At 70.2% G+C, this 13,949-nt stretch carries 14 protein-coding genes and 1 pseudogene; 2 read left to right on the forward strand and 13 right to left on the reverse strand.

Features of this window, described 5'->3' with window-relative positions; translation table 11 throughout:
• The 5 genes from E1294_RS46870 to E1294_RS46890 form a co-directional block, all read right to left on the reverse strand.
• Nucleotides 1-1,235, reverse strand: a 1,235-nt coding sequence (locus E1294_RS46870; protein WP_220448340.1) for a DUF4910 domain-containing protein, incomplete at its 3' end; no start/stop codon positions are given.
• Nucleotides 1,232-2,251 (reverse strand): NAD-dependent epimerase/dehydratase family protein, encoded by a 1,020-nt coding sequence (locus E1294_RS46875; protein ID WP_132518426.1) that lies wholly within the window; start codon nt 2,249-2,251, stop codon nt 1,232-1,234. The genes E1294_RS46870 and E1294_RS46875, both read right to left, overlap by 4 nt.
• Nucleotides 2,252-2,257: 6 nt before the next feature.
• The gene (locus E1294_RS46880; protein WP_132518428.1) at nt 2,258-2,908 is read right to left on the reverse strand and encodes a PIG-L deacetylase family protein; all 651 of its coding nucleotides are present in this window, start codon (nt 2,906-2,908) and stop codon (nt 2,258-2,260) included.
• Nucleotides 2,905-3,684, reverse strand: coding sequence for a glycosyltransferase family protein (locus E1294_RS46885; protein WP_132518430.1), 780 nt, complete (start codon nt 3,682-3,684; stop codon nt 2,905-2,907). Before E1294_RS46885 ends, E1294_RS46880 begins: the two co-directional genes overlap by 4 nt.
• On the reverse strand, nt 3,681-4,892 hold the full coding sequence (locus tag E1294_RS46890; protein ID WP_132518454.1) for a class I SAM-dependent methyltransferase: 1,212 nt from the start codon (nt 4,890-4,892) through the stop codon (nt 3,681-3,683). The genes E1294_RS46885 and E1294_RS46890 overlap by 4 nt, the downstream gene beginning before the upstream one ends.
• A gap of 32 nt (nt 4,893-4,924) precedes the next feature.
• Here E1294_RS46890 and E1294_RS46895 point away from each other — a divergent pair, with 32 nt between their 5' ends.
• Nucleotides 4,925-5,503 (forward strand): dTDP-4-dehydrorhamnose 3,5-epimerase family protein, encoded by a 579-nt coding sequence (locus tag E1294_RS46895; protein ID WP_132518432.1) that lies wholly within the window; start codon nt 4,925-4,927, stop codon nt 5,501-5,503.
• Here the strand turns inward: E1294_RS46895 and rfbD are convergent.
• Nucleotides 5,485-6,342 (reverse strand): dTDP-4-dehydrorhamnose reductase, encoded by an 858-nt coding sequence (gene rfbD / locus E1294_RS46900; RefSeq protein WP_132518434.1) that lies wholly within the window; start codon nt 6,340-6,342, stop codon nt 5,485-5,487. The two genes, E1294_RS46895 and rfbD, sit on opposite strands and share 19 nt — an antisense overlap.
• Nucleotides 6,343-6,353: 11 nt before the next feature.
• On the reverse strand, nt 6,354-7,277 hold the full coding sequence (gene rfbB, locus E1294_RS46905; protein ID WP_132518436.1) for a dTDP-glucose 4,6-dehydratase: 924 nt from the start codon (nt 7,275-7,277) through the stop codon (nt 6,354-6,356).
• Between the two features lie 149 nt (nt 7,278-7,426).
• Here rfbB and E1294_RS46910 point away from each other — a divergent pair.
• Nucleotides 7,427-8,665 (forward strand): annotated as a pseudogene (locus E1294_RS46910) (RNA-guided endonuclease InsQ/TnpB family protein).
• Here the strand turns inward: E1294_RS46910 and E1294_RS46915 are convergent.
• The 6 genes from E1294_RS46915 to E1294_RS46940 all read right to left on the reverse strand — a co-directional run.
• On the reverse strand, nt 8,655-9,722 hold the full coding sequence (locus E1294_RS46915) for a glucose-1-phosphate thymidylyltransferase (RefSeq protein WP_132518440.1): 1,068 nt from the start codon (nt 9,720-9,722) through the stop codon (nt 8,655-8,657). The pseudogene E1294_RS46910 and the gene E1294_RS46915 sit on opposite strands and share 11 nt — an antisense overlap.
• Nucleotide 9,723: 1 nt before the next feature.
• Nucleotides 9,724-11,178 carry a sugar transferase gene (locus tag E1294_RS46920; RefSeq protein ID WP_132518442.1) on the reverse strand — a complete coding sequence of 485 codons (1,455 nt, stop codon included), beginning with the start codon at nt 11,176-11,178 and terminating at the stop codon, nt 9,724-9,726.
• Between the two features lie 343 nt (nt 11,179-11,521).
• Nucleotides 11,522-11,872, reverse strand: a complete 351-nt coding sequence (locus E1294_RS46925) for a hypothetical protein (RefSeq protein WP_132518444.1) — start codon at nt 11,870-11,872, stop codon at nt 11,522-11,524.
• A 94-nt stretch (nt 11,873-11,966) separates the two neighbouring features.
• Nucleotides 11,967-12,596, reverse strand: a complete 630-nt coding sequence (locus E1294_RS46930) for a GntR family transcriptional regulator (protein WP_132518446.1) — start codon at nt 12,594-12,596, stop codon at nt 11,967-11,969.
• Entirely contained in the window at nt 12,593-13,465 is an 873-nt protein-coding gene (locus E1294_RS46935; RefSeq protein ID WP_132518448.1) for a DMT family transporter, read from the reverse strand. The genes E1294_RS46930 and E1294_RS46935 overlap by 4 nt, the downstream gene beginning before the upstream one ends.
• Before the next feature lie 29 nt (nt 13,466-13,494).
• Nucleotides 13,495-13,949: hypothetical protein (locus E1294_RS46940; RefSeq protein ID WP_220448341.1), on the reverse strand; the 455-nt coding region annotated here is incomplete at its 5' end.

Consider the following 13,949-nt stretch of genomic DNA (forward strand, 5'->3'; position numbering starts at 1 on the left):
GCCCCCAGCGCCCCCGCCGCCTCGGCCACCACGCGGAAGGGCAGGCCGGACCGGTCGGCGACGTCCAGCAGGCTGTGCGCGCCGTCCGACAGGTTCAGCACCCACAACATCGCCATCTGCGCCTGTTTCGTGTCGCTCCGCCCGCCGAGAGATCCGTACAGGCCGCGGCGGCCGAGTTGCGGCTCGCCGTACGGGCTCAGGTTCAGGTAGCGGCCGTCGCCCTCCAGCACCTCCACGGCCGACCACAGCGCCTCCAGCGTGTCGGCCATGGACTCCGGAGAGACGAAGCCCAGGTCGTCGCCCGAGGTGTGGTATTCCGGGTAGCCCGCGTACGGCGTCCTGGTGAGGCTGCCAACGGGCAGGTCGAAGCCGGGCGAGCAGTATTGGCGCTCGTCGTAGCCGTACGGCGAGAAGTCCGTGATCGTGTGCGGCCGGTCCCGCAGCACGTGGGCCATCGCCCGGTCGATGCCGGCGTTCCCGCGCCTGCTGCGCTTGTAGGTGAGCGGGCCGCGGTCGCCGGCGCAGGCCAGCGTCAGCCCGTGCCTGATCCTGGAGACGCGGTCGCGGTTGCGCGCCAGCCAGGTGATGGCGCCGATCGTGCCGGGCGCGAACACGAAGCGGTACGTGAGGCGCGGTCGCTCCAGCCGGGAGGCCAGCGCGGTCGCGACGGCGATGGCGGCGAGGTTGTCGTTGGCCAGCGACGGGTGGCACGTGTGGCACGAGATGAGCACTTCGTCCGTCGTGCGCCCGCGCACCACGTGCTCGGCGTACGTCAGGTGCCCGTCGGCCAGCGTCGAGTCGATCACCACCTCGTACGGCCCCTCGCCGAGGCCGTCGAGCGTGTGCCGGCTGAGGCAGAACCCCCACGTCTCGGCGTAGTAACTGGTGCGGTAGGGGACCAGGCCGGGCTGCTCGGGCAGCGTGTGCAGGTGGGGCCGCAGCTCCGTCAGCGTCATGGTGGCCGACACCGGGACGCTGTAGCCGACGACGTGCAGGTTTGAGCGCCGGAAGTCGACGACTCTGTTGCCCGCGGCGTCCATGATGAAGGCGTCGCGGACGTTCCACTCCTGGGGAATCGTCCAGTCGAGCACCGGCGTGCCCGTCGGCACCTCGTGGACGTCCAGGTCCAGGTGCTCGCCGACGATGTCCAGCGTGGCCCGCACGCCGTCGCCCGTGATGGAGCGGCACAGCGGGTAGAGCCGCGCCACCAGGGCGTGCATCTCCTCTCCCGTCACGGCCGCAGCTCCGCGGAGACCGTGCCGCGCTCCCGCCGCTCGGCCAGCCAGGCGAGCCTGGTGAACCGCCGGCGGAAGCCGGCTTCCGTCAGCCCGTGGGACCGGTAGGCCTCGGCCAGCTCGACCGCGCCCGCCTTGACCGTCCAGCGGGCGTGGAACCCGGGCAGCGCCCGCCTGATCCGGGAGAAGTCCACCCGGTACGAGCGCGGGTCGGCCCCGGTCTCGCCCGTGATGAGCAGCCGCGAGCCGGGCACCGCCTCCACGACGTGCCCGGCGATGTCGGCCACGGTGAGGTTGTTCTGCTCGCCGCCGACGTTGAACGCCCTGGCGTGCACGGCCTCGCGGGGGGCGTCGAGCATGGCCACGAAGGCGTCGGCGATGTCGGCCACGTGGACGAGCGGCCGCCACGGGGTTCCGTCGGACAACACCCGCACCTCACCGGTCAGGTGGGCGTGGCCGACGAGGTTGTTGAGCACGATGTCGGCCCGCAGCCGCGGCGAGAACCCGAACGCGGTCGCGTTGCGCAGGAAAACCGGGGTGAAACAGTCGTCGGCCAGCTCCACCAGCTCGTCCTCGACCCGGACCTTGGACTCGGCGTACGGGGTGACGGGCCGTAGCGGGGCGTCTTCGCCGAGCAGGTCGTCCCCGCCGGTGGCGCCGTACACCGAGCACGTGGAGGCGTACAGGAAGCGGCGCACGCCGGCGTCGCGGGCCAGCCTGGCCAGCCGTACGGAGGCGTGGTGGTTGATGGCGTAGGTCAGCTCGGGCGCGAGCGCGCCGAGCGGGTCGTTGGAGAGCGCGGCGAGGTGGATGACCGCGTCGACGCCTTCCAGCAGGTCCGCTCGTACGTCGCGCAGGTCGAGCCGGTGGCCGGGCGGGTCGGCGGGCGCCGGGCCGAGCACGCAGGCGGCGAACAACCCGGAGTCCAGGCCGGTCACCTCGTGATCCGCCCCGGCCAGCCGCCGGGCCATGACGGTGCCGAGGTAGCCCTGGTGCCCGGTGAGTAGGACACGCATGTCGTTTCAGCCTCCTGCTAGGTCGAGCGAGAGTTTGTCGAGGTAGAAGGCCTCGGCGTAGCGTGCGTGGCATTGGACGCCGCGGATCCTGGCGAGTCCGAGGAACGCCTCCCTGTCGAACCAGGTGCGCCGGCGTTGTGACGGGTAGTGCTCCCACAGCAGGGCGACCTTGCGCTCGGCGAGCGCGAGGTCGAGCGGCTGGTACGCGTTGGGGCGGCCGAGATCGCCGTCCCATTTGAGGATCTCGTAGCCGAGCGTGAGGTGGTCGCGGAAGGCGGTGGGCACCAGTCGCGCCAGTCCTCTGTGGTCCTGGTGGGCGTCGCCGGCGTGGGGCGCGAAGATCAGGTCGGATTCGGTGCGCAGGCGCAGCTCCTCCACCGCCGTCTTGGCCTCGTCCCAGTGGGCGGGCAGCCGCCCGTCGGGCACCTTGGCCACCGTGATCCGCAGGTCCGCGCCGGGGCAGAAGGCGGCCAGCGCCGCCCGCTCCTCGTGCTCGCGCTCGGTGCCGCCGCCCGACAACACCAGGACGTCGACCTGCACGCCCGGGTGGGACGTGCAGATGGCGAGCAGGGTGCCGCCGGCGCCGATGACGATGTCGTCGCAGTGCGCGGCCAGCGCGGCGACCCTGCGCAGCCCGGTGGGCACGAGCCGGTTCATGCCGTGCGCTCCCACAGGGCCCACGGCCGGTCGCCGCGCGCGTAGGCGCGGTCGAGCTCGATCCGCTGGTTGACGGTGTCGGTGGGCCGCCAGTAGCCGCGGTACGGGAAGGCGAGCAGCCGTCCGCGCTTGGCCAGCTCCTTGCACCCGTCGACGAGCAGGTCGCCGTTCTCCGGGATGTGGTCGAAAATTTCCTGGCGTAACACGAAATATCCGCCGTTGACCCATAACGGCATCTCGGTGACCGCCGTGATCTGGTCGACCAGCCCGTCCGGGGTGATCCCGACGCAGTGGAAGGTGCCCGGCGGGGGCACGGCCATCAGCGAGCCGCCCGCGTCCGACCTGGCGAACCTGTCGATGATCTCCGGCAGCGGCGCGTCCGTGAGCACGTCCGCGTAGTTCGCCAGGAACATCTCGTCTCCGTCGAGATGGTCGCGCACGCGGCGCAGCCGCTCGCCGATCGACGACTCGATCCCGGTGTGGACGAAGGAGACCGTCCAGTCGGAGATGTCGCTGCCCAGCAGCTCGATGTCGCCGCCGCGCAACACGAAGTCGTTGGAGGCGGTCTCCTCGTACGTGAGGAAGAAGCTCTTGATGTGCTCCGCGCCGTAGCCGAGGCAGAGCACGAACTCCTTGTGACCGAAGTGCGCGTAGTAGCGCATGACGTGCCAGAGCAGCGGCCTCGGGCCGACGAGCTGCATGGGCTTGGGCACGTCGCCCGGCGCCCCGGTGCGCATCCGGGTGCCGTATCCACCGCAGAAGAGGACGACCTTCACACGACCTCCAACGTGGGGATGGGGAAGACCAGCCGGCCACCCCAGTCATGGACGTACGCGAGCTGCTCGACCAGCTCGTCGCGCAGGTTCCACGGCAGGACGAGGACGTAGTCCGGCCGGTCCGCCGCGATCCGGTCCGGCGGGAAGATCGGGATGCGGGCGCCCGGCGTGAACTTGCCGTGTTTGTACGGGTTGCGGTCCACCGTGTAGGCGAGCAGGTCGGGCCGGACACCGCAGTGGTTGAGCAGGGTGTTGCCCTTGCCGGGGGCGCCGTACCCGACGACGGTGTGGCCCGCGTCGGCGGCGCCGACGAGGAAGCGCAGCAGGTCACGCCGGACCCCGGCCACCCGCCTCGCGAACTCGGCGTAGCCCGCGATCTCGTGCAGCCCGGCCGCCTTCTCCAGGGCCAGGACGTCGGCCACGCGCGGCGACGGCGCGACGCCGGCCTCCGACGGCCTGGCCTGCAGCCGGATGGAGCCGCCGTGGGTGTCCAGCAGCTCGACGTCCACCACCGCCAGGCCGCCGCTCGCCAGCGCCCGCTGCGCCGAGGCGACGGTGTAGTACTGGAAGTGCTCGTGGTAGATCGTGTCGTACTGGTTGCGCTCGATCAGCGTGAGCAGGTGCTGCACCTCGATGGTGACCAGCCCGTCGTCGGCGACCAGCGTGCGCAGCCCCTCGGTGAAGCCGATCACGTCGGGGATGTGCGCGTAGACGTTGTTGGCCACGACGTGGTCCGCGCGCCCGTGCTCCCGCACGACAGCCCGAGCGCTCTCCGGCGTGAGGAACGCCGTCACCGTCGGCACGCCGCGTTCCCTCGCCGCCGCGCCCACGTTCACCGACGGCTCGATGCCCAGGCAGCGCACCCCCCTCTCGACCACGTGGCGCAGCAGGTAACCGTCGTTGCTGGCCACCTCGACCACGAAGGATCCCGGCCCGAGGTCGAGCCCGGCCACGAAGGAGCGGGCGTGCTCCACCCACGAGGTGGAGTAGGAGGAGAAGTAGGCGTAGTCGGTGAAGGTCTCCTCGGGGGAGATCAGCGGCGGGATCTGCGCCAGCCAGCACGACGTGCACACGCGCAGATGCAGCGGATAGGTGAGCTCCGGCTCGTCGAGCTGGCCGGCGGTGAGGACACGCTCGCAGGGGGGTGTCGCCCCCAGGTCCACGACGCCGGTCATGTCGGTGGAGCCGCATAAACGGCAAGAGGTCATTCGCACGCTCCAAATTTGGGTATTTCGCTCCCATGGATCCCCTCGGCATCGACGGCGCGTGGCTGCACACGCCGCGCGTCCACACCGACCCCCGTGGCTCGTTCCTTGAGGCGTTCCGCGCGGCCGACCTCCCGCGGCGCTTCGACCTCGCCCAGGTCAACTGCTCGGTGTCCGGCCGTGGGGTGCTCCGGGGCGTGCACTTCGCCGACGTGCCGCCCGGCCAGGCGAAGTACGTGATGTGCGTGTCGGGCAGCGTCCTCGACGTGGTCGCCGACCTGCGGGCGGGCTCGCCCACGTTCGGCCGCTGGGAGGCACGGACGCTCGACGACCGCACGCGGTGCGGCATGCTCGTCGCCGAAGGGCTCGGGCACGCGTTCATGGCGCTCAGCGAGCAGGCCACGGTGGTCTACCTGTGCTCGCAGCCGTACGCGCCGGGCCGGGAGCACGGGGTCCACCCGCTCGACCCGGCGCTCGCGATCGGCTGGCCGGCCGAGGTGCGGCCCGTGTTGTCGGAGAAGGACGCCAAGGCTCCCTCGCTCGACGAGGCGCTCGCGGCCGGGCTGCTGCCCGACTATCGCGCCTGCCAGGAGTTCTACGCCACGTTGCATTGAGGCCCCGCATTCGCGGCGATGACCGGCCAGGCCGCGTGCAGCGCCGCCCGCCAGTGGCGCAGCGGCTCGGCTCTGGTGCAGGCGAGCACGCTGTTGGCCGGACGCCGCGCCGGGCGCGGGTAGTCGGCGCTGGTCACCGGCCGCACCCGCCCGGGGTCCGCGCCGAGCAGCGTGAAGATCTCCTTGGCCAGGCCGTACCACGTCGTCTCGCCCGAGCAGGTGCCGTGGTAGACGCCGGGCGGCAGGTCCGACTGCGCCAGCCGCACCAGGAAGTCGGCCAGGTCGGCCGCCCACGTCGGCTGCCCGCGCTGGTCGTCGACCACGTCCACGAACGGCCGCTCGCCGGCCAGCCTGACCATGGTCCGGACGAAGTCGGTGCCGGCCGCGCCGTACAACCAGGCGGTCCGCACGACGTACTGGCCGTGCTCCAGCGCCGCGCGCTCCCCTGCCAGCTTGGTCCGCCCGTAGGCGTTCACCGGCCCGGTGACCGCATCCTCCTGGTACGGCGCCGCGCTCGCGCCGTCGAAGACGTAGTCGGTCGACACGTGCACCAGCCGAGCCCCGGTCTGGTCGCACGCCTCGGCCAGCCAGCGCACCGCGTGCCCGTTGATCGCCAGCGCCTCCGCCTCACGCGACTCGGCCTCGTCCACGGCGGTCCACCCCGCGCAGTTGATCACTGCTCGGGGCCGGTAGGCGCACACGAAGTCGCGCACCGCGCGCCGGTCGCGCAGGTCCAGCTCGCTCCGGGCGAGCGCCACCACCGGGTCGCCGGTCAGCGCCGTACGGTCGAGCACGTCGGTGGCCAGCATGCCGCCCGCGCCCGTGATGAGCCATCTCATGACGCCTCCTGTCAAGCCGCCCACCAGCCCCGGTGCCCGGCATACCAGCGCACGGTGTCCTTCAGCCCCTGCTCGAACGGGATCTCCCGCCGGTAACCCAGGGCACGCAGCTTCGCGTCGTCGAGCGAATATCTCCGGTCGTGGCCCTTGCGGTCCTCGACGTACTCGACCAGGTCCCAGCCCTGGCCGCAGGCCTCAAGCAGGCGGCCGGCCAGCTCCAGGTTGGTCAGCTCGGCCGTGCCCGCGATGTGGTAGACCTCGCCGGGCTCGCCCTTGTCCATCACCAGGCGGATGCCCGCGCAGTGGTCCTTGACGTGGATCCAGTCGCGCACGTTGCCGCCGTCGCCGTACAACGGGACGGTCGCGCCGCGCAGCAGCCGCGTGACGAACAGCGGGATGATCTTCTCGGGATACTGGCGGGGCCCGTAGTTGTTGCCGCACCGGGTGATGGAGACGTCCAGCCCGTACGTGACCGCGTAGGAGCGGGCGATCAGGTCGGCGCCCGCCTTGGAGGCCGCGTACGGCGAGCGCGGCGCCAGCGGCGCGTCCTCGGTCCAGGAGCCGGACTCGATCGTGCCGTACACCTCGTCGGTCGACACCTGCACCACCTTGGCCACCCCGGCCTCCAGGCACGCCTGCAGCAGCGTCTGCGTGCCCAGCACGTTGCTGCGCACGAACTCGGACGCCCCCTCGATCGACCGGTCCACGTGGGACTCGGCGGCGAAGTTCACCACCACGTCGTGGCCGGGCACGACCTCGGCCAGCAGGCCGGCGTCGCAGATGTCGCCGTGCACGAACGTGTGTGCCGCCCCCTCCAGGTTGGCGCGCCGGCCGGCGTAGGTGAGCTTGTCCAGCACGGTCACCGACGCCCCTGGGAGGCCGCGCACGAAGTGGGAGCCGATGAACCCGGCCCCACCCGTCACCAGAATTCTCATCGGATGCCTCCGAGGAATCCCTCGCCTTCAGGCGGGGGAGGAATCGGACCCCTGCGGAGCATGACAGGGGCAGGCGATTCGCTGCTAAGCCGACCGCCTTGTCGAACGCACGCGCGATCCTTACCTGATCTTACGATATGATGTGAGGCATGGCGCAGATGGTGAAGCGGGCCTGCAAGTACCGCTTCCATCCGACCCCCGGGCAAGCCTCCGAGCTTGCCCGGACGTTCGGTTGCGTCCGCCTCGTGCACAACAAAGCCCTGGAAAAACGCAGCCGCGCCTATGCGCTCGAAGGGCGTCGCGTCTCCTACGTGGAGTCGTCCGCGCGTCTTACGGAGTGGAAGCGCAGCGGCGAGTTCGACTTCCTGTCCGAGGTGTCGTCGGTCCCTCTTCAGCAGGCGCTTCGCCATCTTCAGGCGGGGTTCGCGAACTTCTTCGCCAAGCGCGCGAAGTACCCAACGTTCAGGAGCAGGAAGAAGTCGCGCCTGTCGGCCGAGTACACGCGGTCGGCGATCCGCTGGCGTGACGGCCAGTTGACGCTGGCGAAGATGGACGCGCCTTTGGCGATCGTGTGGTCGCGTCCTCTGCCTGATGGTGCGGAACCGTCCACGGTCACCGTGTCGAAAGACGCGGCCGCTCGCTGGTTCGTGTCGATCCTGGTCGAGGAGGGGATCAGTCCACTCCCGCCCGTCGAGGCGAACGTGGGGATCGACGCCGGGATCACGGCGCTGGCCACACTGTCCACCGGCGAGAAGATCTTCAACCCGAAGTATGGGTGCCGCGACCGACGCAAGCTGGCCAAGGCGCAGCAGGCATTCGCCCGCAAGGAGAAGGGGTCGAACAACCGGGCCAGGGCCCGGCTGAAGGTGGCCCGCGCCTACGCCCGGATCACCGACCGCAGAAGGGACCATCTGCACAAGGTCACGACACGGCTTGTTCGCGAGAACCAAGTGATCGCCGTGGAAGACCCGACCGTCCGCAACATGGTCAAGAACCGCTCGCTGGCCCGCGCCATCTCCGGCGCCTCGTGGCGGGAGATGCGATCCATGCTGGAGTACAGGACTGCCCGGTACGGGCGGACCGTCATCGCAGTTGACCGCTGGTTCCCGTCGTCGAAGCTGTGCTCGGCATGCGGAATCCTGCGAGACAAGATGCCGTTGAATGTCCGCGCATGGGAATGCACATGCGGCGCGGTCCACGACAGGGACGTGAACGCGGCCAAGAACGTGCTCGCCGCCGGGCTGGCGGAGAGCTGAAACGCCTGTGGAGCTGGTGTAAGACCTCAACGAGAGTCCTCTCGGACGGGGCAACCGGCGGTGAAGCAGGAACCCTCACGGGTGACCGTGGGAATCCCCCTCGTATACGAGGGGGAGGATGTCAAGAACTGATCTGCACCTTGCTGTGATCGCCCAGCACGAGACGGTGGGCTCTGGGTGTGTGGGGCGCGGGAGTGACCTCGACGTCGTGACCGATCAGCGACCACTCGATCCGGCCCACCCCCGCGATGGAGGCCCTGGGCAGCACGATCGAATATTCGATCTCGCTGCCGGTGATCGTGCACGACGCGCCGATGGAGGTGAACGGGCCGACGTAGCTGTCGCGGATCCGCGCGCCGCCGCCGATGATCGCCGGACCGACCACCCGCGAACGCTCGACCACCGCGCCCGGCTCGACCACGACCCGGCCCACCAGGTCGCTGGCCGCGTCCACGTGCCCGCTCACGCGCGGCTCGACCGACTCCAGCACCAGCCGGTTGACCTCCAGCATGTCGGTGACATTGCCGGTGTCCTTCCAGTAGCCGGTGATCACCGATGACTCGACGCGCAGCCCCGCCTCGATGAGCCACTGGATGGCGTCGGTGATCTCCAGCTCGCCCCGCCACGACGGCTTCAGCTCCGCCACCGCCGCGTGCACCGCCGGACTGAACAGGTAGACGCCGACCAGCGCCAGATCGCTCTTGGGGCGCTCGGGCTTCTCCTCCAGGCCGACGACGCGTCCTCCGGCGTCGAGCTCGGCCACGCCGAACTGGCGCGGGTCGCCGACCTCGGTGAGCATGATCTGGGCGGCGGGCCGCTCGCGGGTGAACCGGGCGACCAGGTCGGTGATGCCGCCCACGATGAAGTTGTCGCCCAGGTACATGACGAAGTCGTCGTCGCCCAGGAAGTCGCGGGCGATCAGCACGCCGTGGGCCAGCCCGAGCGGCGCCTCCTGCCGCAGGTACGTCACCTGCAGCCCGAACGCCGACCCGTCGCCCACGGCCGCCTCGATCTCGGCCTGGGTGTCGCCGACCACCATGCCGAGCTCGGTGATCCCCGCCGCCGCGATCGCCTCCAGGCCGTAGAACAGGACCGGTTTGCCGGCGACCGGCACGAGTTGCTTGGCCGAGGTGTGCGTGATGGGCCGCAGCCGTGTGCCCGACCCTCCGGCGAGCACGAGTGCTTTCACGCTAATAAGCCCCTTCTCCACGGGTGACGACGGACCAGGTCTTCCAGAGGATCTGCAGGTCGAGGATGAGCGACCAATTCTCCACATACCGCAGGTCGAGGCGTACGGACTCCTCCCACGTCAGGTCGGAGCGGCCGCTGACCTGCCAGAGCCCGGTCATGCCCGGTTTGACCACCAGGCGGCGGCGGACGTCGGCTCCGTACTTGCCCACCTCTTCCGGCAGCGGCGGGCGCGGGCCGACGAGGGACATCTCGCCCCGGATGACGTTGAGCAGCTGGGGCAGCTCGTCGAGCGAGTATCGGCGCAGGAAGGCGCCTACCCGGGTGACCCTTGGATCGTTCCTTATCTTGAAGAGCACTCCGTCGAACTCGTTCGCGTCGAGAAGTGCACGTTTACGCTGCTCCGCATCGGCCACCATCGTACGAAATTTCACGACGCGGAATTCTTCGCCGCCTTTGCCGACCCTGACCTGGAAGAACAGCGCAGGCCCCGGGCTCGTCAGCCGGATCACCAGCGCGATCGCCAGCAGCGGCAGGGCGAGCAGCAACAGCGCGGTCCCGGCGACGAGCCGGTCGAACACGGTCTTGACGAGCTGCTTCGTGCCGTCGAACTCCGGATGCTCCACGTGCAGCAGCGGCATCCCGGCCACCGGCCTGATGCTGATGCGCGGCCCGGCCACGTCGAGGAGCGCGGGCGCGACGAAGAGGTCGGTTCGCGCGGTCTCCAGGCTCCAGGCCAGCCTGCGCAGCGCCGCCCCGTCCAGCTCCGGGCAGGCCAGCACGGCCACGGCGTCGGCCTTCTCGCGCTCCACCACGCTCGCCACGTCGCCGAACGAGCCCAGCACCGGGACACCATCCAGGTCGACGTCCATGCCGCCCTCGGGAAGGCAGGCTCCCACCACGTGCATTCCGTGATAGGGCTGGCGCCTGAACTGCATCACGAGGTCGAGAATCGATTCCCGATGCCCAACCGCGACCACCTGGCGCATGTAGTCGCCCACCGCTCTCCTCCGGTGAAGACGCTTGCGCATGCGATAGCGGAAATAGAGCGTGGCGAGCAGCGCGAGCGGCAACATCGCCATGACGAAACTACGCGCGATCGTGGTCTGCGTGGCATAGGCCATGATGGCGACCGTGGCCATCAGCCCGGCACCGCTGTTGAAGACGGCCTTGAACTCGTCGGTGCCCTCGCCGTTGGCACGCTGGCGGTAGGCGCCGCCCATCATGAGCGCGACGGGCCAGGCGACGACGAGGCCGAAACCCAGCAGATATTCGGCCGGCGGAATGTACACGCCGGCGACGAGCCGGACACCCAGCACGCAGACGCACGCGAGCAGCACGCACATCGTGTCGCCGGATAACAGGAGCCGCAGGTACGCCCGCGTCCAGATGCTCGACGCACGGCGTGGTACGGCCTCGAGGAGCACGACAGCGGACTCCCCAGTCCCCACCCTCATAACACCACCCTGACAGTCTGTGCACCGCTGCTCCCGACAGGAAACCGCTCATCAGACTGCCGCACCGGCATCTCCCCTGGTCAGGCCGTAGTGGCAGTCCATATAGCAGATTTCCTATGGGGACTTGACGTTCCTTGCACCACATGGGTTGACAAGTCCCTCGAACAATCAAGGGCGGCGACCCCCACTAAAGATTAAAGATCGATTCGACCCTGGGGAATAACGTCATATGTCCACAATCGGACGATTGCTAAGCTGCGCGAAGGCTTGACGGAACGGTCCAGAAGTGGCAGTGCACCGAGGAAATACGGCGACAATCTCATGAATTTTCTAGCCGGTTGCGCTAGTCGTACTCCAGGTCCGGCAGCGCGGACGGCGGATCCGGGCTGCGCCACACGACCACCGCCCCGTCACGCGTGGAGTCGGCGGCCAGGGTGAGCCGGTCGAGGTCGAAGTCCGGCAGATAGCGCAGGCGGGCGAGAAAGGTGGCGTCCGTGGCGGAACGCGGCACGACGCAGCCTTCGCCGTCGCGATCGAGCAGGATGTAGAGGACGTCCTCGCCGGCCTCCGTGACGACACGGACCTCGACGACGTCCTCCCAGGCGAGGGCCTCGACGCTACCGTCAGCGTAGTGACGGGTGACGCCCTCTTCCGTGACGTATACGTAGGAGTCCGGCATCGCGTTGCCGTGCATGGGCGCGATTCTTGCGAGTTCAAGGGTGGTCCCGCAAGGGTTCGTCCACAATGGAGGGCGTTTGCCGGGCACGCTTTCGTCACTCCGAGGCGCCTCAGCGGTGACGACCGCCCCACGAGTGGCTGAGATGCGCCGCCACCGCCGCCCGCGCCGCGTCCTGCGGCCCCTCGGCGATCGCGTCGAGCAGCTCGCGGTGCTCGCGCACCAGCACCTCCCTGTCCTCGTAGACCTCGCGCAACCGGACCAGCCCGAGCCTGGTCTCGGCGGCCAGGGCGCCGTAGAGGCGTTCGAGCCGGGGGCTCCCCACCGCCTCGATCAGCGCCTCGTGCAGCGCCATGTGCTCGGCCACGCTCTCCGACCACGGCGCCGTGGCCGGGAGCGCGGCCATCCGGTGCAGGGCCGCGTCGGCCTCCGGCACCCGCCGCCCGGCCACCGCCTGGGCCATCAGGTCCTCCAGCGGCCGCCGGACGTACATGAGATCGTCGAGATCAGCAAGCGTCACTTCCGGGACATAGGCGCTGCGATTGCGCTCGCGCCTGAGCAGGCCCTCGTGCACCAGCGTCGCCAGCGCCTCGCGCACGGTCGGCCTGGCCACGCCGTAGGACGCGGCGATCTCCTGCTCGGGCAGCGGGGTGCCGGGCGCGATCTCGCCGGAGAGCACCCTGCTGCGCAGGGCGTCGGCGAGCGCGCCCACGGTGGAGACGGGTCTGAGCGGCAACGTCACGGCTGCGACTCTAACGCCCTTTCCCGTCTTCTTTCCGGTACGGCCACCGCGACGAGGCTCAGGGCCAGCAGGACGAGCCCGGCGACCGACACCGCGGCCAGCCGCTCACCCAGCACGACCAGGCCGAGCAGCGCCGCGACGGACGGCTCGGCCAGCGCCAGCGTGGCGGCCGTGGCCACGGGGGTGGTGCGCAGGCCCCGGCCGTACAGGAGGTAGGACAGGGCGGTGGTGCCGAGCCCGAGATAGAGCACGGCGGCCAGCCCGCGCGGCTCCCCCAGCCAGGCGACCCCGTTCGCCATCAGGATCGGCAACATGATCACCGCAGACCCGCCGAACAGCACCCCCATCACGGCGTCCGGCCTGGCCCCCCGGCCGATCTCGCGGGCCGCCATGACGGTGTAGAAGGCGTACAGCAGCCCGCCCAGCAGCGCGAACAACACCCCCGACACCACCTCCCCACCCGCCTGCGCCCCGCCGCCGACGATCAGCGCGGCGCATCCGCAGATGGCCGCCGTGGTCGCCACGGTCCAGCGCCCGCTCGGCCTGCGGCCGTGCAGGAGCCAGGAGAGCAACCCGGTGAAGACGGGCCCGCTGCCGATCGCGACCACCGTCCCGATGGCCACACCGGTGCGGCCGATCGAGGCGAAGAAGCAGAGCTGGTAGACGGCCACCGCGGCGGCGGCCGGCAGGAGCCCCGGCCTGATCGCGCTCCTGAGACCGGCTCCGGCGTAGAGCGCGAGCGCCGTGCCCCCGATGACGAGCCGCGCGGCGGCCAGCGCCACGGAGTCGGCGGAGACGAGCAGCCCGGCCGTGCCCGCCGTGCCCCAGAGCGCGGACGCGCCGACGACGGCGAGCGGTCCATTCCTCATGCCCGCCATTCTGCCTTACTGTCTGACAATCAGACAACTTCGTCGAGGAGCTGGTCGATCAGCCGTCCCGCCGGGGCCGCCACCTCCCCCGCGTAGTCGTCGAGCACGGCGAGAGCGTCGGAGACGCCGGGCAGGCTCCTACGTGGCAGGTCGAGCAGGGACTCACCCTCCGCCATGATCGCGCCCGCCACGTGGAAGGCTCCGCCCGAGGCGGCGATGGACACCTCGAACCGCACCTCGCGGCCGTCGGGGAGGATGAAGGTGGCGCCGGTCCTGGCACCCGCGGGAGGGAAGAAGTAGGAGAAGCGCTCGCTTCTCACGAAGGGATGACGTAACTCCGCGAGAATCTCCGACGCCCGGTTCAGGGCCGTCAGCAGCCCGGCCGCCGCCAGACTCTCGCTGTCCACCTCCAAAGGGTAGATCAGCGCGCGGGTCGGTGGCCAGGCACCCTCGCCACCCCGCCCGAGCGGGCTCCTTGCCACCC

Origin of the sequence: Nonomuraea diastatica (genome assembly GCF_004349015.1) — a bacterium.
Taxonomy (GTDB): domain Bacteria; phylum Actinomycetota; class Actinomycetes; order Streptosporangiales; family Streptosporangiaceae; genus Nonomuraea; species Nonomuraea diastatica.

Bases quoted from the DNA above. Each gene is read 5' to 3' on its own strand.
- E1294_RS46875 (WP_132518426.1), bottom strand. From the start codon at position 2,251: ATGCGTGTCCTACTCACCGGGCACCAGGGCTACCTCGGCACCGTCATG.
- rfbD (WP_132518434.1), bottom strand. From the start codon at position 6,342: ATGAGATGGCTCATCACGGGCGCGGGCGGCATGCTGGCCACCGACGTG.
- E1294_RS46895 (WP_132518432.1), top strand. From the start codon at position 4,925: ATGGATCCCCTCGGCATCGACGGCGCGTGGCTGCACACGCCGCGCGTC.
- E1294_RS46925 (WP_132518444.1), bottom strand. From the start codon at position 11,872: ATGCACGGCAACGCGATGCCGGACTCCTACGTATACGTCACGGAAGAG.
- rfbB (WP_132518436.1), bottom strand. From the start codon at position 7,277: ATGAGAATTCTGGTGACGGGTGGGGCCGGGTTCATCGGCTCCCACTTC.
- E1294_RS46880 (WP_132518428.1), bottom strand. From the start codon at position 2,908: ATGAACCGGCTCGTGCCCACCGGGCTGCGCAGGGTCGCCGCGCTGGCC.
- E1294_RS46890 (WP_132518454.1), bottom strand. From the start codon at position 4,892: ATGACCTCTTGCCGTTTATGCGGCTCCACCGACATGACCGGCGTCGTG.
- E1294_RS46935 (WP_132518448.1), bottom strand. From the start codon at position 13,465: ATGAGGAATGGACCGCTCGCCGTCGTCGGCGCGTCCGCGCTCTGGGGC.
- E1294_RS46920 (WP_132518442.1), bottom strand. From the start codon at position 11,178: ATGAGGGTGGGGACTGGGGAGTCCGCTGTCGTGCTCCTCGAGGCCGTA.